Raw genomic sequence first — 20,529 nt, 5'->3', positions numbered from 1 at the left:
TGTATGTCAGCCCTACTGCTCGGCTGCCTTACATCCTGCCACGACGATTTGGATTTAACTCCAACAAATGCCACCACCTCCGCAATAGCTTACAATAGCCCTGAGGGTTATAAGCAAGTGCTGGCCAAAGTGTACGGAGCCTTTGCCTTAACAGGCAGTGGCGGGCCCGCCAGCTCCGATCTAGCTGGTATTGATGCCGGTACTTCTGACTTCCTGAGGCTATACTGGAACCACCAGGAACTGCCGACAGGAGAAGCCATCATAACCTGGAACGACCCGGGTTTGCAGGATTTCCATAACCTGAACTGGACGTCCAGCAATGTGATGACAACGGGTTTGTACAACCGTATCTTTTTCCAGATTACTATGGCGAATGAATTCATCAGAGAGTCTACTGATGAAAAGTTAAGTGAAAGAGGGATTTCAGGAGAGGCTGCAGAAAATATTCGCCATTACCGGGCAGAGGCACGTTTCCTGCGGGCTTATCAGTATTGGGTAGCCATGGATTTGTTTGGCAATCCGCCTTTCATCACTGAAAATGACCCTATCGGCAAGTACTTCCCGCCGCAGATTTCAAGAGCTGAATTATTTGATTATGTAGAATCAGAATTACTGGCGATTGAGCCCCTGATGGTTGCTCCGCGCCAAAACGAATACGGCCGTGCTGATCAGGCTGCTGTTTGGGCGCTGCTGGCTCGTTTGTACCTGAATGCGGAGGTATATACCGGTGAAGCCCGCTATACGGATGCTATTACGTACGCCAACAACGTGATAAATTCAGGCTATATGCTGGAGGAAAACTACCGTGAACTGTTCCTGGCCGACAATCATCTAAACAATTCAGAAACAATTCTGGCTATAAACTACGATGGCACAAGAACCCAGAATTATGGCGGAACTACTTATATAGTAAATGCAGCGGTAAATGCAGCCATGAATCCGGCTGCTTTTGGAATACCTGGCGGTGGCTGGGGTGGGGTACGCGCTACAGAGGAGCTTCCCTCGCTCTTCCCGACTACTACTGGCATTATTGATGAGCGCGCCATGTTCTATGGTGATAATTATGAAATAGAGAATGTTGCGGTATTTGATGAAGGTCCGAAAGTTACCAAATTCAAGAACATTACTTCTACCGGGGCAATCGCTCCCTCACCCGGAGGTACCTTCGTTTCTACAGATTTTCCGCTCTTTCGCTTAGCGGAAATGTACCTTGTGTATGCTGAGGCAGTACTACGTGGTGGTACTGGTGGAGACATGAACACAGCCATCAATTATATAAACACGCTGCGTGCCCGTGCTCATGACGGTACTTCTGGTAACGTTAATAGCATAAACCTTGATTTTATTCTGGAGGAAAGAGGCCGGGAATTGTATTGGGAAGCGCATCGCCGCACAGACCTTATTCGTTACGGAAGATTAACTTCTGGCGAGTATTTGTGGCCGTGGAAAGGCGGAGTGAAAGAAGGCAGAGGTGTTAGCGAAAATTACAGGCTGTATCCAATTCCGGCTACAGACATTATCGCGAATCCGAACCTAACCCAGAATAATGGTTACTAACCTTGTAATAAACCGAATTACAGGTTGTAAAATCGGGGAAGCAGTATTGTCATGCTTCCCCCTTTTATCCCCAATTTTAAAATATGATATATGAAGACTTGGATAAACAAAGTATTTCTTCTCACTTTATGCTCCCTGGCGCTGTTCTCCTGTGAGAAGGATGAAGACCGTGCCATTCTTAATGTAGGGGCAGGACCTACACTTACCACATCCACTACAGATGTAGTTTTAATGGAGGAGGAGGCAGCTGATAACGCGCTGACACTTTCATGGAGCGAGGCTGATTTTGGATACAGTGCGGCTGTAGACTATGCCGTTCAGATAGATACAGCAGGAAATGATTTTCAGCAGCCATACACGGTCCCTGTAGGAGATGAACTGCAGAGAACCTGGACGGTAGAGGAGCTAAACACCCTACTCACGAGGTTAGGGTACACACCGGAAGAAGCGCACGACCTGCCAATCCGTATCAGGGCCTCTGTTTCTGAAAGGGTAGACCCGGTACATTCTAATGTCACGACTGTGCGTGTTACACCGTATTCTACTTTTGTGGAGCCAGGCTATCTTTATGTGCCAGGTGCTTACCAGGGCTGGAACCCGGGCACTGCGCCAGCTCTCATATCAGTGGAGAATAACGGTATTTACACAGGCGTCATCAACTTTTCAGACGCTGAAGACTTGAACTTTAAATTTACTGCTGACAGAAGCTGGGATCTGAATTTTGGTATGGGAGCTACTGCCGGAACCCTGAGCGAAGAGGGTGCTAACTTGTCGGTACCTACCGCTGACCATTACAGAATTACGGCCAACCTGAACAATAACACCTGGTCTTTTGCCAGATACTCCTGGGGGGTAATTGGCAGCGCCACATCAACCGGATGGGATGCTGACCTGGATATGGAGTATGACTATGAAGAAAGAGTGTGGAAGCTTACAACAAATTTAACTCCGGGTGCTATTAAGTTCAGGCTCAACGATGACTGGGCTCTAAACTACGGCGACAGCGACACCAGCAACAACCTGTTAGATGAGGGAGGCACTGATATTGCCATTACAGAGGCCGGCACATATGAAATTGTGCTTGATTTGGAAGGCGAAGACGGCCCTAGCCATAGTGTTACCAGGCAGTAAAGTCTTATGATAAACCATGTAAAAAGCACCTGTGCAACTGAAAGCGCAGGTGCTTTTTTATAACAGCCAATCAGAAAAAAATGTACAGCATTGCATCAGGTGTAGGTCTGGAGCCGTGCGAATCACTACTGCAATAACCTTAGGGCAGCAGTCACCTGGGGAAACAACAAACAGCAGGAATAACTTGTAGTAAACAAGACATGCAGAAACGGATTATGAGCATTAACAAGAACCTATTACTATATTTCATTTTAATCACTTCATTTATAGGAAACTCCTGTGCCACTAACACTTCACCCAATACGAGTATGAACCAAAGCAACACGACTGAGGAAGAAGTAAAGGATAATAAGCTGATTATTTACCAGATGATGGTGCGCTTGTTTGGCAACAAGACGAGCACAAATAAAACGCATGGCTCGAAAGAGGAGAACGGTACCGGTAAGTTTAACGATGTCACAGACGAGGCCCTGCAGGAGCTGAAAAAGCTCGGGGTTTCGCATGTGTGGTATACGGGAGTACTGGAGCACGCCACCATGACCGATTATACAGCCTACGGCATTACGATGGATGACCCGGATGTGGTGAAGGGACGGGCAGGCTCGCCTTATGCGGTGAAAGATTATTATGACGTAGACCCGGACCTGGCGGTGGATGTACAGAACAGGATGGCAGAGTTTGAGGCTCTCGTAGAACGGACGCATGAGAACGGCTTAAAGGTGATCATTGACTTTATTCCAAACCATGTTGCCAGAACGTATATCTCCGATGCCAAACCGGCTGGTGTAAAGGGCTTTGGGGAAGATGATGATAAGACGAAAGCCTTCGATCCGAAAAACGACTTTTATTACCTGCCGGGCAGTTCTTTTGTTGTTCCGGAAGGTACTAACCCCGGGGGCGAAGCTTTCCAGCACCCTCTGAAAGACGGCCGGTTTGATGAAGATCCGCCCAAGGCAACGGGCAATAATGTTTTTTCTGCCAAGCCCAGCATCGATGACTGGTACGAAACCATCAAGCTTAACTATGGTGTAGATTACCAGAATGACAAAAAGACCTATTTTGAACCCATACCGCCGGTTTGGATAAAAATGCATGATATTCTCCGGTTTTGGGCCGGCAAGGATGTGGATGGCTTCCGTTGTGACGTGGCCGAAATGGTGCCCGTTGAGTTCTGGAACTGGGTGATTCCGCAGGTGAAGGAAATCAACCCGAACTTAATCTTTATTGCCGAAGCCTACGACCCAAAGGTGTACGAGGAGTACCTCACCGTCGGAAAGTTTGATTTTCTGTATGACAAAGTGGGCCTGTACGATGCTTTGAAACGCCTCATCCGGGATGAACCGAAGGGCCATGTCAATGACATCACAAAAATCTGGAGCCAGGAGAGCCGTGGTTTTTCGTCCCGAATGCTACGCTTCCTGGAAAACCACGATGAAGAACGTATTGCCTCCTCCGGATTTGCTCAGGACCCGTGGCGCGCAAAACCGGCCATGGTCCTCACGGCTACCCTTTCTTCGGGTCCGGTAATGATATACTTTGGCCAGGAAGTAGGAGAGCCCGGTGCAGGAGTAGAAGGCTTCAGTGGAGACGACAACCGCACCACCATCTTTGATTACTGGGGTGTGCCGGAGCATCAGAAATGGATGAACAACGGCCGCTTTGACGGTGGTGAATTAAGCGCTGATCAAAAAAAGCTCCGGTCATTTTACCAGACGCTTTTAAACTTCAGTGCACAGAACAGTGCTATCAGGGCCGGCAGGTTTTATGAGTTGAACAACCAGCCCGGCTTCAATCAAAAGCAATATGCTTACTTGCGCTCTAACGGGAAAGACCGGGTGCTCGTCATCGCCAACTTTGACCGCAACAAACCTCTGGAAACCAATATTAAATTGCCGCAGGATATAAGTGCAGCAATCGGATTAGCCGGAAGTAAATCCTTAACCTTCAAAAATGAATTAACTCAGGAAACCTTTCAGGTAAAGAATGCAGCTGATGCAATTCCTGTAAGAGTAGGGCCTTCTGATGCAGTGGTGCTGTCTTTTTAATCTGTATTGGAACAATGAAGAACAGCGGGAATTCTGTTTACACCTTCTTTTCTGACGGATCGGGTTAAACCATCGCTCATCGTTCAAAGAAAGGTGCCTGCTAATTTAGCTGCAAGAGCCTGTTGTGCTGTAGGTTGTACAAGCCGGAGATACTGCGTCTCCGGCTTGTTTTGTTTTATTACGTATGCCTCAACATAACATAGAGGGCGAAGCAGGGATAAAAACCATGAACAGTAAATTATAAAAAGATATGCTGAAGTTAGGAATGATAGGCCTGGGAGACATTGCGCAGAAAGCGTACCTGCCGGTTATTAGTCAGCGGGCCGATGTGGAGCTGCACCTGTACACCCGGAACCAGGAAAAGCTGGCGCACATCGGGCAGCAGTACCGGTACCAGCACCTGCACCAAAGCCTCGACGCGCTGCTGCACAGCGGTGTAAAAGGCGCTTTTGTTCATGGCGCCACCGACGCCCATTATGAACTGGTAGAGCAGTTGCTGCAGCATAACATCCATGTCTACGTCGATAAGCCGATTACCTACAACTATGCATCCAGCCAGGCTTTAACTGAACTGGCGGAGAGCAAAGGTTTGATACTGATGAGCGGCTTTAACAGGCGATATGCCCCGGCCTACCAGAAACTAAAAGAGGTGCAGGAGCCGAACATGGTTATCATGCAAAAGAACCGGCTAGCCTTGCCTGCGGAGGTACGCACCTTTATTTTCGATGATTTCATTCATGTAATAGACACCCTGCGCTACCTGTTTCCTTATTCTGTCGAACAGCTACGTGTAAATGGCCGAAGGGAGAAGGGGCTACTGCATCATGTAACGGTACAGTTCGTTTCCGCTGGTGCCACTGCCATCGGCATCATGAACCGGGACAGTGGCACAAATGAAGAGAAGGTGGAGGTGATGAGCGCCTCAGAGAAAAGAGTGGCCTATAATGTGTCTGATGTCGTGGTGCTGCAGGGAAAAGACGAAAAACGGCTGGGAAGCAGCGATTGGGAACCTACCTTACACAAGCGTGGATTTGAGCAGATAGTCGCTGATTTTATACAAGCAGTGGCATCGGGTACTTCTCCGGCAATAACAGCAAAAGATGCCCTGGCCACACATGAAATCTGTGAAAGAATAGTGGCAGAACTTTCTTAGAACTGCTGTTTAACGCAAGCAATGCAGTGTTTTCAAGGTTTTCACACATGGTGTAGCAGCATGGTAATGAGCCTTATGCTGTAGTGCTCGCTTCATACTTTGCTATTTCTTGTTGCCTGACCTGAATACTTGTGCTTTTTCTCCGTATAGGTTTATAATTCAGATTGATTTAACTACTAAAAATATGGAGAACAAAGTAGAATTATCGTCCCTTGTCTCGGTGCTTACCCAGTTACGCAAAGAAGGCTATAAAACTGACTTCAGGGTAACGGAAGACGGTGTGCTGTGCACCATGGACGGCAAGCAGCAGTTTACGCCGGACCAGGTGCGAATAGTGAACTTCTACCGGTTTGAAGGAGAAACCAACCCGGATGATATGGCAATCCTGTATGTGCTGGAAACCACCTCAGGTTTCAGGGGCACCATATCCGATTCTTATGGCCCTTATGCAGACGATACAGTGGAAGGCTTTTTGAAGCAGGTCACTGATATGGGAAAGAACCTGGACACCAGGATATAGCATTTGCTAATAGCTGATGGCAGAGAACTAAGCAGCTTTTGAATCTTCCCCTGAATCTTCCCCACAGCGCAGCAGTAAGTTTCCTTTTGGCAGCTACATAAGCAGCAAATTGCTGCCTGTGTAGCTGCTTTCTTACGCCCCTTTTGCAGGTAGTTCAGGAAAATGATGTAACTGCTGAAGTAGTAAAGTCTGCTATTCTTCTCCTTTCTGTCTAATTCCGGGTTTGTAAATCCTCTCCAGTATAACAGCAGCAGCCTTAATTCGTAGAATAGTGAAAGAATGGAAGGTTTTGCTTAGTACTTGTTCAGGTGCATTTCCATTAATTTTTAATCCTAAAAATGCAATGCTCACACCACAGGCACGTGAGACGATTGCAAACTGCAGCTTTATATGTCAAGTCACACAAGAATAGAACATATTGGAAAACCACGTGTCCTTATCATCGGGGGAGGCTTTGCTGGCATCCAACTGGCAAAGTCCCTGCGCGATGTTGATGTACAGGTGGTGTTGGTAGACAGGGAGAATTACCACACCTTTCAGCCGCTCCTCTACCAGGTGGCCACGGCCGGTGTAGAGGCGGATTCCATTATTCACCCTTTCCGGAAAATTTTCAGTGACCAGAAAAACTTCTACTTCCGGCTGGCTGATGTAGAGCATATAGACACAGCTAACCGCCTGGTGGAGACCTCTATTGGTCTTATTGAATACGATTACCTGGTGCTGGCTACAGGTGCCACCTCTAACTTTTTCGGAGATAAAGAGATGGAGGAGAAAGCCATCTCTATGAAGAGCCTGGATGATGCAGTCACGCTACGCAATACCATTCTGCAGAACTTTGAGAAGGCGCTGCAGGTGGACGACGAGGAGCAGGTAAACAGCCTGATGGACTATGTGATAGTGGGCGGTGGCCCGACAGGAGTGGAGCTGGCCGGAGCGCTGAGTGAGCTGCGGAAGCATGTGTTCCCCAAAGACTACAAAGAGCTGGACTTCTGCGAAATGGACATACACCTGGTGCAGAGCGGCCCTGCCTTACTGAAAGGCATGTCAGAAGAAGCGTCACGGGAAGCACTTAAGTACCTCGAAGACTTTGGCGTGAAGGTATGGCTGAACCGCCGCGTGAAATCCTACGACGGGTATACCGTGTACCTGGATTCTGGTGAGACGCTGATATCCCGCACCGTAATATGGGCGGCAGGCGTATCGGGTTCTCCTATCCGGGGCCTAAGGCCTGAGAGTATCCTGAAAGGGAACAGGCTGCTGGTAGATGTGCATAGCCGCGTGTCAGGCTATGATGACATTTTCGCCCTTGGCGATGTAGCCGCTATGGTAACAGAGGAGTATCCTTTCGGGCACCCCATGCTGGCACAGCCCGCCATGCAGCAGGGCGAGCAGCTGGGCAAGAACATTGCAAACATGTTGGCAGGTAAGCCACTGGAGGCTTTCAACTACGACGACAAAGGCGCTATGGCAACAGTAGGCCGTAACAGGGCCGTGGCTGACCTGAAGCTCTTTAAAAAGGAGTATAAAACCCAGGGCTTCTTTGCCTGGCTAATCTGGATGTTTATCCACCTGATATCAGTTATTGGTTTCCGTAACCGCCTTGTTGTATCCGTAAACTGGCTTTGGAGCTACTTTACCTACGATACCGGTAATCGCCTCATAGTAGGTAATAAACAAGTGAATATCCCGGTGGAGGAAACGATATCGCATAAGGCAGTGGTATAGCGTTGCTGAGAAGAAGCTTTTTGCTTGGGTAAGACTGTCTTAAATAAAGCTCCTGCCACGGCATTTGCTCGTTTTAAATTTGTCTGAGCTGCCATGGGTTCAGTTTATCCAACGGAAATTATTCTACTGTTTCATTTCTCTAGCTCTGTGCTCTCAAGGCGAGTGGCCCCGTCTTCGGGCATCGCTCTGTGTATTTGAAGCTGCCGGGGGTAGGGGCCCTCTACCGCTCTGCTCCGGCTGCCTCGCTACCGCTCAGCACCGCAACAAATACAAGGCGCTCAACCCGAAGACTGGAAACAGATTCACTTCGTGCTGGCTGGTTTTAGTAATAAAGATAAGTAAAGCCTTAACAATGGAAAAGGCTTTAGGCGACCTGCAAAAAACAGATTCCCCGCCTTGGACAAGGAGGGGGAAGGGGTGGTTGGACCCGGTAAAGCAGAAAGTATGGTGGTACTTAATTAGCTTAACGAGTCTTGGGATGAGTCTGGGCAAAGAACAAGAGCGGCCTGCTCAACTAAATGAACAGGCCGCTCTTGTTTTATAAGCTGCGTCTCTTAAAACGGATAATCTCTTGGCTCATCCTGGTAACTGATCCACTGGAGGGTAGTAAGTTCTTCCAGAATCCACTGGCCTCCAAAACGGCCTACCCCGGAATCTTTTTCTCCTCCGAAAGGAGTATTCATCTCATCGTTGACAGACTGGTCGTTGATGTGCACCATGCCTGCTTCTATCTGCTTGGCCAGGCGGATACCCTTTTGCAGGTCTTTGGTATGGATGGCTGAACTTAGACCGAACTGGGTGGCATTGGCCAGGCGTATCCCTTCCTGCTCGTCTTTGAAAGTTGTCAGGCCAACCACTGGCCCGAAGATTTCTTCCTGGAACACCGGGTTGTCTTCCGTTACACCGGAGAGTACTGTAGGTTGCACTACGTTGCCTTCTGCCTCACCGCCTGTTTCAACCTTAGCACCAGCCTGCACAGCCCTGTCAACAAGGTCCAGCACACGCTTTACGGACTTGTTGTCAATCAGCGGTCCTATAATGGTTTCCTTATCGGTCGGATCACCGTAAGGCAGGGATTTAGCCCGCTCTACAAACCGGTTCTTAAACTCATCATAAATCTTTTCATGCACCATAATCCGGTTCGTGGACATGCATATCTGCCCCTGGTGCATGTAGCGTCCAAAAATAGCAGCATCTACCGCACGTTCTACATCAGCATCCTCCAATACAACCAACGGGTTGTTGCCTCCTAACTCCAAAGCCAGTTTCTTTAAACCTTCCCCGCCTATGCGGCCAATTCCCTTTCCAACAGGAGTGGAGCCGGTAAAGGATATCAGGCTGGAGACGGGGTGACCGGTAAAATAGTCGCCAATGATGCTTGATTTACCAACTACCACGCTGATAACTCCTTTGGGCACACCTGCTTCCTCAAAAAGCTTGGCGATGAGCGTACCCCCTGTAACCGGGGACTGAGAAGCTGGCTTCATGACCACTGCATTTCCAACTGCCAAAGCAGGGGCGACGGTACGCATCGACAGGTACAGCGGGAAGTTCCAGGGACTGATCATGGCCACAACACCCAGTGCTTTCCTGTAGACAAGGCTTTGCTTGCCCGGTGTAAAGGAGGGGATGGTGTAGCCGTGCATCCACATCGGGAAGGAAGCAGACTCTATCAGCATTTGGTATGTTTGCTTGAATTCGACTTCTGCCTTCAGGTATGTGCCGCCTACCTCTTTTGTCAGCCAGTCCATGACCTCGTCTTTGCGCTCCTGCAACAAGTTCGCTGCCTTCAGTAACACCTTTTGCCTCTCCGTTGGTGGCGATACGCTCCATGACTTGGAGGCTTCTTTGGCAGTGTTGAAGGCCCTGTCTACATCTTCGGTACTCGCTCCTTTAAATATATTGATGACAGACTCATCATAAGGATTTAGATTTTCTATTTCATGGCCTTCTGTGCCGTCTGTCCATTCTCCGTTGATAAACTGCTTGTTTAAATCTTTGTATGCTTCCATAGGTATATGTGGTGTTACTTAAGTGTTTCTACCTAAGTTTACAGCCGAAGCAGCCTGATTGTTTAGATTATCTCTTTTGCTGCTCCTGCTCCATACTGCCTAACTCAGCTGATCTGTTGCTTGCTTGCGGTGCTGTATAATCCGGAAACTTTCCACCAATTTAACCGCCTCGGGTATGTTTTCGGCGAAAAGTGTGATAAAGGCTCCTTCCGGGGCATATTCCAGGGCGTAGGCAAGCGCCCGTGTTTCCTGGTCAATTTCTTTAGGCTCCAGCTCCGGCTTCACCGAAAAGATGCCCTCTTTCAGCAGGTTATTTATCTCCTTGCCATTGCGGCCACGCAGGTCCGAATCCTGCCTGATAATAATTTCATCAAACACGGAGGCGGCAAGTCTGCCGACATCGCGTGTGTCTTCGTCGCGCCTGTCGCCTATACCCGCTACAATACCAATTTTGGGATGCGCCTCCACACTCTTGATAAAGTCGCCAATGGCTTGCATGCCGGCGGCATTGTGGGCATAGTCAATCAGTACCTCGCACTTTGGCAGGCGGAACAGGTTCATGCGACCCGGTGTGGTTTCAGCGGATGGAATGAAGGTACGTAAGGCTGTCTTTATCTCGCTTATCTCGAGATGGGAGATATAACCCGCCAGTGTGGCTGCCAAAACGTTCTGAATGTTGAACTTAGCCTTCCCTCCAAAGGTAAGGGGGATATCAGCCACACGGTCTACCCGTATCTTGTAGGTGTTTTTAAAGATAGAAACGTAGCCATCCTCAAACACCGCTGCCAGTCCTCCCTTCGATATGTGTTCTTTGATGCGGAAGTTTTCCTCATTCATACTAAACAGGGCTATCTTACATCGTAAACCGGCAGCCATGTTGTAAACCAAATCATCATCGGCATTCAACACGGCATAACCGTCTGCACAAACCGTTTTGGGGATAACAGCTTTCACATTGGCCATATCCTCCACTGTATTGATGTCGTTCAGCCCGAGGTGGTCTTCTGACACGTTGGTTACGATGCCGATGTCGCACTGCGTAAAGGCGAGGCCCGAACGCAGCAGACCACCCCGTGCGCACTCCAGAACAGCATAATTCACAGTTGGGTCTTTCAGCACAAACTCACTACTGAAGGAGCCGGTGGTGTCGCCTTTTATGATCTTTCTGTCCTGTATATAAATGCCGTCTGTTGAGGTAAAGCCTACTTTATAGCCCTTAAACTTGAGCATGTGCGCTACCAGGCGGGAGGTGGTGGTTTTGCCGTTGGTACCGGTAATGGCCACTATCGGGATGCGGGAAGGGCAGCCGTACGGGAACAACATATTAATGATTGGGTCTGCTACGTTGCGTGGCAGGCCTTCGGTGGGGGAGATGTGCATGCGCAAACCGGGGGCAGCATTCACCTCTATCACAGCACCTCTTGTCTCTGGAAGCGGTATGGCAATGTCAGCGGTCATCACATCGATACCGCAGATGTCCAGGCCAATGATACCAGCTATCCGCTCTGCCATCAGCACATTGTAGGGGTGCACAATATCCGTAACATCGGTGGCAGTACCGCCAGTACTTAAGTTAGCGGTATTCTTCAGGTACAGTGTCTCCCCGGCAGGCAGCACCGACTGCAATGTCAGCCCTTTCTCCCGCAGGATGCCCCTTGTTATTTTATCAATCTTGATGTGTGTCAGTGCCTTCTCGTGTCCCACGCCCCGTCGCGGATCTTTGTTTACAACGTTCACGAGCTGCCTGATAGTAGAATGCCCGTCTCCAACTACCATAGCTGGTGTGCGCTTTGCCGCCGCTATGAACTTGCCGTCAATCACGAGCAGACGGTAATCGAACCCCTGTATAAACTGTTCTACCATTACCGCATTTGAAAAGCGTTTTGCCTCAGCAAGTCCTTTCAACGACTCTTTCCAATTCTGAATGTTAATGCTAGCCCCTTTGCCCTGGTTGCCATCCAGTGGTTTCGTCACAATAGGGTATCCAAGTTCCTCTACAGCCTCCTCCAGTTCAGCAGCATCATATACAATATGGCCTTTTGGCACTGGAATGCCGGCTTCGTCTAATATGAGTTTCGTAGTGTTTTTGTCTCCGGCGCTTTCCACCGCAAAAAAGGAGGTTTTGTTTGACATAGCAGCCTGAATGCGTTTCTGATGCACGCCGTAGCCCAACTGGATGTGTCCGCTTTTCTTGTTCTGAATGTAGGGGATATTGCGTGACACGGCCTCCTGAATGATGGCCTCCGTGCTGGGCCCGAAGTATTCGTCTTCCCGTATCTGGTGCAGCTTGGCTATGTCCTGTATGATGTTTACTCTTTCTCCCTTCGCAAGAGAGTCAGTAATGCGTACAGCTGCTTCGGCTGCATACTCCCCGGCACGCTCCTGCTGATAGGAGAATATGACCCACTCCATGCCCGGAGCAGATGCCGCGTAGCGTCTGCCGTACCCGCATTCCATACCCGCCATTGTCTGGAGTTCGAGTGCAATATGCTGTACTACTTTACTAAAGGTAGTGCCCTCCCGCACCAACCGGAAAAAACCGCCCTCTATGCCTACGGAAGAACGGTGCTTGTACATGCCGGGGAAAAGCTTTTCGAGTTTTTGCGCCAGGTTTTGTACTTCATTTGTCAGGGTGTCCTGCAGGTCCTCCAGGTCCAGTTTCAGAACAATGATCTTCGGATGCTTGATGGACCAGTAGTTAGGGCCACGCATGATTTTAAGCTCTGCTATTTTCATACAGTAAGTGGGAAGTGCTTCTTAAACAGCAATATGAATGTTTAAGTACAATGCCATATAAGATTTGGTAGGATGTGTTATAGCTTAGTAAAAGTACTTATACGTTGCAGGAGGCGGTATGGCAGTAGTTATGGGTCTAAAAAGTGCCCGCTCACTTAAAATAAGTATAAACAGCAGAAAGCGTTTATGTACGTATTTTTTATGCTAATCTAGCTGTGTTGTATTTTCTTCTCACCTTTTGGCTGTCGCTTCTTTCTACAATTAGCTCTAGTAAGATTTATCATTTAATATTGACTCTGTTGTACCTTTAGTAAGCATCACTGAAAGTGGCAAGTGAAAACCTTATTGTTTAAGATACTGTGTTATAGGTATATAATAATACAATGATAGTTGTTAGGAGCATATTTCTGCTCTTACTATATTGTTCAGAGATAGCACTATGAAACCAAGGCTGAGGCTTAGTCTTCTCCATTCATATTGCAGATAATTGTGCTTTTGTGATTGAACTTATTAGCAAAAAAATGAAAGGGCCTGAATTTCTAAAATATATAATCCCAGTATTAACAATTTTGCAAGCTAATGGAGGTGCTGGAGATTCATCTGATGTAATTGATCAGGTAATTGAAAAATTAGGCATAACAGAGTCAGAACTAGAGGAAACAACATCTAATGGTCAGTCACGAATACGGAATCAGATTCAGTGGGCAAGGTTCTATCTGTTCAAAGCTGGTTTGATTGACAATGCCCAAAGAGGTATTTGGCGATTAACCAATGAAGGGCTTGAATCAAAATTAACAGAAGACGGGGTTTACAAATTGTTCAAAAAAGTTCAGGAGAGCGTTAAGAAATCTGCTGAGCCATCCCCTAAAAAAAGCGAACCTAAATTTGAAAGTATTCCAACTGAGGATGAAGAGCATACTGTTGGCCTGATACATTTAATTCAGAGTTTATCAGCATCCGGTTTTGAAAAACTTTGTAAAAGGTTATTGACAGAAATTGGAATAAATGAGATTATTATAACTGGAGGATCAGGAGATCAAGGTATTGACGGTAAAGGTGTGGTAAAACTTAATGATGTTGTAAGCCTAAACATTATTTTCCAGTGTAAACGTTACAAGGAAACCGTTTCGCCCCATCACGTAAGAGATTTTAGAGGGGCAATGCAGGGGAGAGGAGAAAAAGGGCTCATTATCACAACCGGAAGGTTTACAAAAGAAGCCAAGTCAGAAGCTACTAGAGATGGAGTTACACCTATTGAACTTATAGATGGTAATAGGTTAGTTGAATTATTTGAAAAATACCGACTTGGGCTTAAGCCTGTAACAGTATTTGAAATCGATCAGGACTTTTTTAAAAGCTTTAATTAGTTTACGCAACAAACAAGAAACTGCTTTAAGTGAACGAGTACTTTATGTATAGCATTAGTGAGGGTTTGAGCTCGTGTTTATAGATGTTTTAGACACAGAAAAGCCGCTCTGTCAGAAGACAAAGCGGCTTTTCTATTGTTATTATTTATGGAAACAGGTCCTTAGCTGTTCAGCACCAGCTTGGAAAGTTCTTTGGATGGCAGCTCAGAGGCACCCATCAGGTGCATGTCGATGGCACGGGCGGCTTCCCGACCGTCGGAAATGGCCCACACCACCAGCGACTGACCACGGTAAGCGTCTCCGGCGGCGAAGATACCCGGCACGTTGGTTTGCCAGTTCTGTAGCTTAAAGTTTCCCCGCTGGTCTGTTTCAATATCTAAACTTGCTTTAAAGGCATCATGCATCGGGCGCTCGTAGCCGATAGCAATCAGGCCCAGGTCGCAAGGCAGTATTTTTTCGCTTCCCGCTTTCTCTGTGTACTCCCGGCCATTCTTCCATTCCAGTTCCACCACCTTCAGGCCTGTGACATGACCTGTCTCGTCACCGATAAACTCTTTGGTGAGCCAGCCCCAGCTGCGTTCGCAACCTTCCTCATGCGAGCTGGAGGAGGTGTAGGTCATCGGCGTCTCCGGCCACGGGTTATCTGGCGTCCGGACTGTAGAAGGCATGGTGCGATACTGTAGCTGGCTAACAGACTTTGCAAACTGCCGGTTAGCCGTTCCTACGCAGTCAGAGCCGGTGTCGCCACCGCCAACCACGAGCACGTGCTTATCGCGGGCGTACAGGTCTTTGTCTGCCGGTATGTCCTCACCAGCCACTCTGCGGTTATGCAGGGTGAGGTAGTCCATTGCAAAGTGAATGCCTTTCAGATGGTTACCCGGAATGTTCAGCGGTCTTGGCTTGGTAGAGCCAATGGCAAGCAGAATGGCATCATACTTCCGGTGCAGTTTTTTGAGGCTGATGTCTTTTCCTACTTCCACACCTAAATGGAAGCGGACACCTTCTTCCTCCAGCACAGCCAGGCGTCGGTCTATCGTCCACTTCTCCAGCTTAAAATCCGGAATACCATAGCGCAATAGTCCGCCTGCCTTATCGTCTTTGTCATAAACATCCACTTTATGGCCTGCCTGGTTCAATTGGGCTGCGGCAGCCAGGCCGGCAGGACCAGAACCGATAACGGCTACTTTCTTGCCTGTCCGGCGCACAGGTGGCTGTGCCTTTACCAGCCCCAGCTCAAACGACTTCTCGGCAATGGCTTTCTCGATGTGCTCAATGGCTACAGCTGGCTTGTTGATAGACAACACGCAGCTGGACTCGCAGGGAGCAGGGCAGATGCGGCCCGTGAATTCAGGAAAGTTGTTGGTGCTGTACAGAATCTGCGCGGCACGTTCCCACTCGCCTTCGTACACCGCATCGTTGAAGTCCGGAATCAGGTTACCCAGGGGGCAGCCGTTGTGGCAGAAAGGCACACCGCAGTCCATGCAGCGGGCAGCCTGTATCTTTGTCTTTTCCTCCGGGAATTCAGTGTATATTTCGTTTGAGTCGTTTATTCTTTGTTTCGGGTCGCGTGCTTGTGGCAGCTCCCGGTTATATTTTAAAAATCCTTCTGCGTGTCCCATCAGGCTACTTCTTTTATCATTTCACTTTCTTTTACTTTCAAGGCTTTCTTCAGGTCGTGTGGCATCACCTTGTGGAAGAACTTCTGGTGTGCGTGCCAGCCTTGCAGGAGCTCATCTGCCAGCACACTGCCAGTATAGGAAGCATGCTCCCGCAGCTTTTGCTCTATCCAGGCCAGGTCTTCGGCATTCGGCTGCTCCAGGTCCACCATGTCGAGGTTACATTGATCCGGGAAGGCATTGGCAGGGTCATAAACAAAGGCCATACCGCCGCTCATACCGGCTGCAAAGTTTTTACCTACTGAGCCTAGTACCAGTACTTTACCTCCTGTCATGTACTCGCAGCCGTGGTCGCCAATACCTTCCACTACAGCCTCTACTCCAGAGTTACGCACGCAGAAGCGCTCACCAGCCATACCGTTGATATAGGCGGTTCCGGAAGTGGCACCATACAAGGCCACATTGCCGGTAATGATGTGCTCATGCGGCAGGTAGGTAGTGCCTTCAAACGGCTGCAGAATCAGCTTACCACCAGAAAGGCCTTTGCCCAGGTAGTCATTGGCTTCCCCAACCAGCTTGAAGGTGAGGCCAGGTGCCAGGAAGGCACCGAACGTTTGTCCGGCAGAACCATGGAAGGTCGCCTTGAAGCTGTCTGCCGGCAGGCCTGCTTTCCCGTGCTCCAGGGAAACCTCGTAGGATAGCATAGCGCCTACCGAGCGGTCCACGTTAATGATGCGGTGTTCTACCTCTGTTTTACCTTTCTTGTAATCACGGATAAGTTTTCTGTCCAGTATCTGCTCAATATCATGCACCTGGTGAATCTGGTTGTAGATACCTACGTTGTTCGGTACTAATTCCTGGTGCAGGATAGGGGCGAAGTTGAGGTTCTTCAGTTTCCAGTGGTTCAGGTCGTTTCTTACTTTCAGTACCTGGCTCTGGCCCACCATCTCGTTGATAGTGCGGAAACCAAGTGAGGCCATTATCTGCCGTAGTTCCTCAGCCATAAACTGGAACAGGTTCACTACATACTCCGGCTCACCTGTAAAGAGCTGGCGCAACTCCGGGTTTTGCGTGGCAATACCTACAGGGCAGGTGTTCAGGTGGCACTTGCGCATCATAATGCAGCCTTCGGCAATCAGGGCGGCGGTGGCCACACCATATTCCTCGGCTCCTAGCAGGGTTGCAACGGCCAGATCATAACCTGTCATCAGCTTTCCGTCTGTCTGCAGCACCACACGGCTGCGCAGGTTGTTTTTCACCAGTGTCTGGTGCGCTTCTGCCAAGCCAATTTCCCATGGCAAGCCGGCGTGGCGGATAGAGCTCAGCGGGCTGGCCCCTGTACCACCGTCGGCACCGGAAATCATAATGGCATCTGCTTTTGCCTTGGCCACACCGGCCGCAATCGTACCCACACCGGCCTCTGCTACCAGCTTCACATTGATTCTGGCGTTCGGGTTAGCGTTTTTCAGGTCGTATATCAGCTGCTTCAGGTCCTCGATAGAGTAGATGTCGTGGTGTGGCGGTGGCGAAATAAGGCCTACGCCCGGTGTGGAGTGACGTACGCGGGCAATCCAGCCATCTACTTTGTGGCCTGGCAGCTGCCCGCCTTCTCCTGGCTTGGCACCTTGAGCAATCTTTATCTGTATCTCATCGGCGTTGGCCAGATAATGGCTGGTCACGCCGAAACGGCCTGATGCTACCTGCTTGATAGCAGAACGCTCTGAGTCGCCGTTTGGCTTTATCACATAGCGAGCTTCGTCTTCGCCGCCTTCACCGCTATTGCTCTTGCCTCCGATGCGGTTCATGGCAATGGCGAGGGTGGCATGCGCTTCATGTGAGAGCGACCCAAAGGACATGGCACCTGTGGCAAAGCGCTTCAGGATGCTTTCAGCTGGCTCTACTTCTTCCAGCGGCACCGACTGGCGCTTGCGGAATTCGAACAGGTTACGCAGCGTGATAGTGGACTCCTGGTGCTTGCGCACATGCTTCGAGTATTCCTCGTAGAGGCGGAAATCATTTAATCTGGTAGACTTCTGCAACAGGTGAATGATCTCCGGACGCAGCAGGTGTTCTTCCCCCCTTCTTCTCCACTGGAAGAAACCACCTGTCTCTAACAGAAGGTTTTCATCTAAGAAAGCAGACTGGTGCTTGATAAGCGCCTCTTTTTCCAGGTCCTCGAAGTTCAGACCTTCCAGGCGGCTGGTGGTTCCTTTAAAGCATTTTTGAATTACTTCCTGCCCGAAACCCAGGCACTCAAATATCTGGGCACTCTGGTAAGACTGCAGGGTGCTGATGCCCATCTTTGAAAGAATCTTCAGCAATCCGTTACCAACAGCATAGATAAAGTTATCTGCATACTTGTTGAATGGCACAGAGGTGTCCAGTTTTTCCTGCTGCAGCAGGTTTTGAATCGTGTCGTACACCATATATGGGTAAACACAGCTGGCACCATAGCCAATAATGGTGGCGAAGTGGTGTGTTTCCCAGGCATCGCCGGCTTCTACCACCAATCCCGTTTTTGTACGGATGCGCTTGTGCACCAGGTGATGGTGGATGGCGCCTACCGCTAAAAGCGAAGGAATAGCAGCTCGTGTTGCCCCGATGGCACGGTTTGAGATGATGAGGATTTTCTTCCCTTCGCGCACAGCAGCCTCTGCCGCTTCACAGATAACATCCAGTGCTTCCTGCAATGCACCTGTTTCAGTTGTTGGGAAAGTAGCGTCTATAATAGCGTGATCAAAGCCTTCTGACTTAAGGTTGATGATCTTGTTAAAATCGCCGTGGCTCAGCACCGGGTGCGAAATGTGTATCTGGCGCGTATGGGCCGGTGTCTCATCCAGCACATTCAGCGATTCACCCAAACGGGTGAAAAGTGACATCACCAAGCGTTCGCGAATCGGGTCGATGGGCGGGTTACTTACCTGCGCAAAATGCTGCTTAAAGTAATTGGATACGTGCTGGCTTTGCAGCGAGAGCACTGCCAGCGGCGCATCAGAACCCATGCTGCCCAAAGGCTCTTTGCCTGTGGTAGCCATTGGCTTGATGATCAGCTTTAAGTCTTCGGCAGTATAGCCGTACGCCTTCTGCTTCTGCAGCAATTCCTCCGGAGACACGTCGTTCAGGCAGATGTCCGGCTCCGGCTGCTGGTGCAGCTTAATGCGGTTCTGCTGTATCCATTCAAAATAAGGCTTATCGTTGCAAACGATGCGCTTTATCTCCTCATCTTCATAAATCTTATTTTCCTCGATGTTGGCAAGGAGCATTTTGCCTGGCTGCAGTCTGCCTCGTCGTACCACGTCTTTCGGGTTAACAGGCAGCGCACCAGCCTCTGATGCCATGATAAGACGACCTTGTTTTGTCAAACAGAAACGCACAGGGCGCAGACCATTACGGTCTAGTGTGGCACCAATCTGTTTTCCGTCGGTAAAGAACAGGGCAGCCGGACCATCCCACGGCTCCATCAGGGAAGCATGGTATTTATAGAAGGCTTTCCTGTAGGGATCCATAAACGGGTTGTCCTGCCAGGCTTCCGGCACCAGCATCATCATCACGTGCGGCAGCGGCCTGCCGGCCAGCGTCAGCAGCTCCACCATGGCATCCAGGTTGGCAGAGTCAGAGTTCTCCGGGTTCGTGATAGGAAGCAGCCACTTCATCTCCTCTTCTGTGAACAGGGGAGAATACATCAAAGCCTCCTTCGACTTCATCTTCGTCACATTTCCCTTGATGGTGTTGATCTCACCGTTGTGCGCAATAAAGCGGAAAGGCTGTGCCAGTTTCCAGTTTGGGAACGTGTTGGTAGAGAAACGGGAGTGAACCACTGCCAGGGCAGACTTAAAGTCAGGGTGGCGAAGGTCATGATAGTACTTCTCTACCTGGTCTGTCTTCAGCTGTCCTTTATATATAATAGTACGCGAAGAAAGGCTGGCAATAAAGAAGGTGCCGTTCTCGCCGCTTACTGTTTTCTTGATTTCGTGTGTTATCAGGCTACGCAGCACAAAAAGCTTTCGCTCCAGTTCATCTTCTTTGATGCTTGCATCAGATGGTTGAACAAAAACCTGCTCTATATAAGGCTCTACCGCTTTGGCTTCATGCCCGGGTACACGACCGTTTACAGGTACTAAACGGTACCCCAGCAGGTTAAAGCCCATTTTGCGGATGCACTGGTTCATTACCTGCCGGCACTTGTCTCTAACCTCGTATACAGATGGGAAAAAAATCATCCCGACGCCATAGAAGCCTGGCTGCGGAAGCTTGATGGCAAACTCATCGAGCTGTTTCTTGAAAAACTCATGGGGTAACTGTACCAGAATACCTGCACCATCGCCTGTCTCAGAATCACTTCCTGTTGCACCACGGTGCTCCATATTGGTCAGCATGGTAAGCGCATCTTTCACAATGCTGTGGGCCTTCTTTCCATTCAGGTTTACAACGCACCCAACCCCGCAGGCATCATGCTCAAACTCGGGTCTGTACAACCCCGCATTTATTGTATTTTCTTGATTCATCTAACGTAAACTGAGGTAAACACTTAACTTATTCGTGTAAACGAATGCATAAATTACTACAGGAAACGCCAAAAAACAAATTATTCTTTATAGATATTGTATCGCAACTGCATTTTTAGATAGAAATTCAGCAAAAAAAATACCTTTTGTATATATTTTTGT

11 protein-coding genes are annotated in these 20,529 nt (G+C 49.0%); 7 read left to right on the top strand and 4 right to left on the bottom strand.

Features of this window, described 5'->3' with window-relative positions:
* Positions 1–3 precede the first annotated feature (3 nt).
* From ACYVB1_RS18420 to ACYVB1_RS18395, 6 genes are all read left to right on the top strand, one after another.
* Positions 4–1,557: a RagB/SusD family nutrient uptake outer membrane protein gene (locus ACYVB1_RS18420; RefSeq protein ID WP_460925273.1), complete on the top strand. Its 1,554-nt coding sequence runs from the start codon at positions 4–6 to the stop codon at positions 1,555–1,557.
* Between the two features lie 90 nt (positions 1,558–1,647).
* Positions 1,648–2,688, top strand: a complete 1,041-nt coding sequence (locus tag ACYVB1_RS18415; protein ID WP_460925272.1) for a SusE domain-containing protein — start codon at positions 1,648–1,650, stop codon at positions 2,686–2,688.
* Between the two features lie 308 nt (positions 2,689–2,996).
* Positions 2,997–4,733, top strand: a complete 1,737-nt coding sequence (locus ACYVB1_RS18410; protein WP_460925271.1) for an alpha-amylase family glycosyl hydrolase — start codon at positions 2,997–2,999, stop codon at positions 4,731–4,733.
* Positions 4,734–4,983: 250 nt separating this feature from the next.
* Positions 4,984–5,886 carry a Gfo/Idh/MocA family protein gene (locus tag ACYVB1_RS18405; protein WP_460925270.1) on the top strand — a complete coding sequence of 301 codons (903 nt, stop codon included), beginning with the start codon at positions 4,984–4,986 and terminating at the stop codon, positions 5,884–5,886.
* 184 nt (positions 5,887–6,070) lie between these two features.
* Positions 6,071–6,406, top strand: a complete 336-nt coding sequence (locus ACYVB1_RS18400; protein WP_460925269.1) for a hypothetical protein — start codon at positions 6,071–6,073, stop codon at positions 6,404–6,406.
* A 390-nt stretch (positions 6,407–6,796) separates the two neighbouring features.
* Entirely contained in the window at positions 6,797–8,131 is a 1,335-nt protein-coding gene (locus tag ACYVB1_RS18395; protein WP_460925268.1) for an NAD(P)/FAD-dependent oxidoreductase, read from the top strand.
* Positions 8,132–8,685: 554 nt separating this feature from the next.
* Here ACYVB1_RS18395 and ACYVB1_RS18390 read toward each other — a convergent pair.
* Together ACYVB1_RS18390 and cphA are read right to left on the bottom strand one after the other, a co-directional pair.
* Positions 8,686–10,143, bottom strand: coding sequence for an aldehyde dehydrogenase family protein (locus ACYVB1_RS18390; RefSeq protein ID WP_460925267.1), 1,458 nt, complete (start codon positions 10,141–10,143; stop codon positions 8,686–8,688).
* A 99-nt stretch (positions 10,144–10,242) separates the two neighbouring features.
* Positions 10,243–12,879, bottom strand: coding sequence for a cyanophycin synthetase (cphA, locus tag ACYVB1_RS18385; RefSeq protein WP_460925266.1), 2,637 nt, complete (start codon positions 12,877–12,879; stop codon positions 10,243–10,245).
* Between the two features lie 497 nt (positions 12,880–13,376).
* Between cphA and ACYVB1_RS18380 the strand changes: the two genes are divergently transcribed.
* Positions 13,377–14,246, top strand: a complete 870-nt coding sequence (locus ACYVB1_RS18380; RefSeq protein WP_460925265.1) for a restriction endonuclease — start codon at positions 13,377–13,379, stop codon at positions 14,244–14,246.
* A 161-nt stretch (positions 14,247–14,407) separates the two neighbouring features.
* Here the strand turns inward: ACYVB1_RS18380 and ACYVB1_RS18375 are convergent, their stop codons facing one another.
* Both ACYVB1_RS18375 and gltB read right to left on the bottom strand, forming a co-directional pair.
* On the bottom strand, positions 14,408–15,865 hold the full coding sequence (locus tag ACYVB1_RS18375) for a glutamate synthase subunit beta (protein ID WP_460925264.1): 1,458 nt from the start codon (positions 15,863–15,865) through the stop codon (positions 14,408–14,410).
* A complete protein-coding gene (gltB, locus tag ACYVB1_RS18370) occupies positions 15,865–20,367 on the bottom strand; it encodes a glutamate synthase large subunit (protein ID WP_460925262.1) in 4,503 nt (1,500 codons plus the stop codon). The genes ACYVB1_RS18375 and gltB overlap by 1 nt, the downstream gene beginning before the upstream one ends.
* Positions 20,368–20,529: the final 162 nt, after the last annotated feature.

The sequence above is a fragment of the Pontibacter brevis genome, from assembly GCF_054779655.1.
This window is presented reverse-complemented; position numbering and strand designations above follow the sequence as displayed.

What these genes read in the sequence shown, in the direction of transcription:
- ACYVB1_RS18420 (WP_460925273.1), top strand. Translation starts at nt 4, where the DNA reads ATGTCAGCCCTACTGCTCGGCTGCCTTACATCCTGCCACGACGATTTG.
- ACYVB1_RS18415 (WP_460925272.1), top strand. Translation starts at nt 1,648, where the DNA reads ATGAAGACTTGGATAAACAAAGTATTTCTTCTCACTTTATGCTCCCTG.
- ACYVB1_RS18410 (WP_460925271.1), top strand. Translation starts at nt 2,997, where the DNA reads ATGAACCAAAGCAACACGACTGAGGAAGAAGTAAAGGATAATAAGCTG.
- ACYVB1_RS18405 (WP_460925270.1), top strand. Translation starts at nt 4,984, where the DNA reads ATGCTGAAGTTAGGAATGATAGGCCTGGGAGACATTGCGCAGAAAGCG.
- ACYVB1_RS18400 (WP_460925269.1), top strand. Translation starts at nt 6,071, where the DNA reads ATGGAGAACAAAGTAGAATTATCGTCCCTTGTCTCGGTGCTTACCCAG.
- ACYVB1_RS18395 (WP_460925268.1), top strand. Translation starts at nt 6,797, where the DNA reads ATGTCAAGTCACACAAGAATAGAACATATTGGAAAACCACGTGTCCTT.
- ACYVB1_RS18390 (WP_460925267.1), bottom strand. Translation starts at nt 10,143, where the DNA reads ATGGAAGCATACAAAGATTTAAACAAGCAGTTTATCAACGGAGAATGG.
- cphA (WP_460925266.1), bottom strand. Translation starts at nt 12,879, where the DNA reads ATGAAAATAGCAGAGCTTAAAATCATGCGTGGCCCTAACTACTGGTCC.
- ACYVB1_RS18375 (WP_460925264.1), bottom strand. Translation starts at nt 15,865, where the DNA reads ATGGGACACGCAGAAGGATTTTTAAAATATAACCGGGAGCTGCCACAA.
- gltB (WP_460925262.1), bottom strand. Translation starts at nt 20,367, where the DNA reads ATGAATCAAGAAAATACAATAAATGCGGGGTTGTACAGACCCGAGTTT.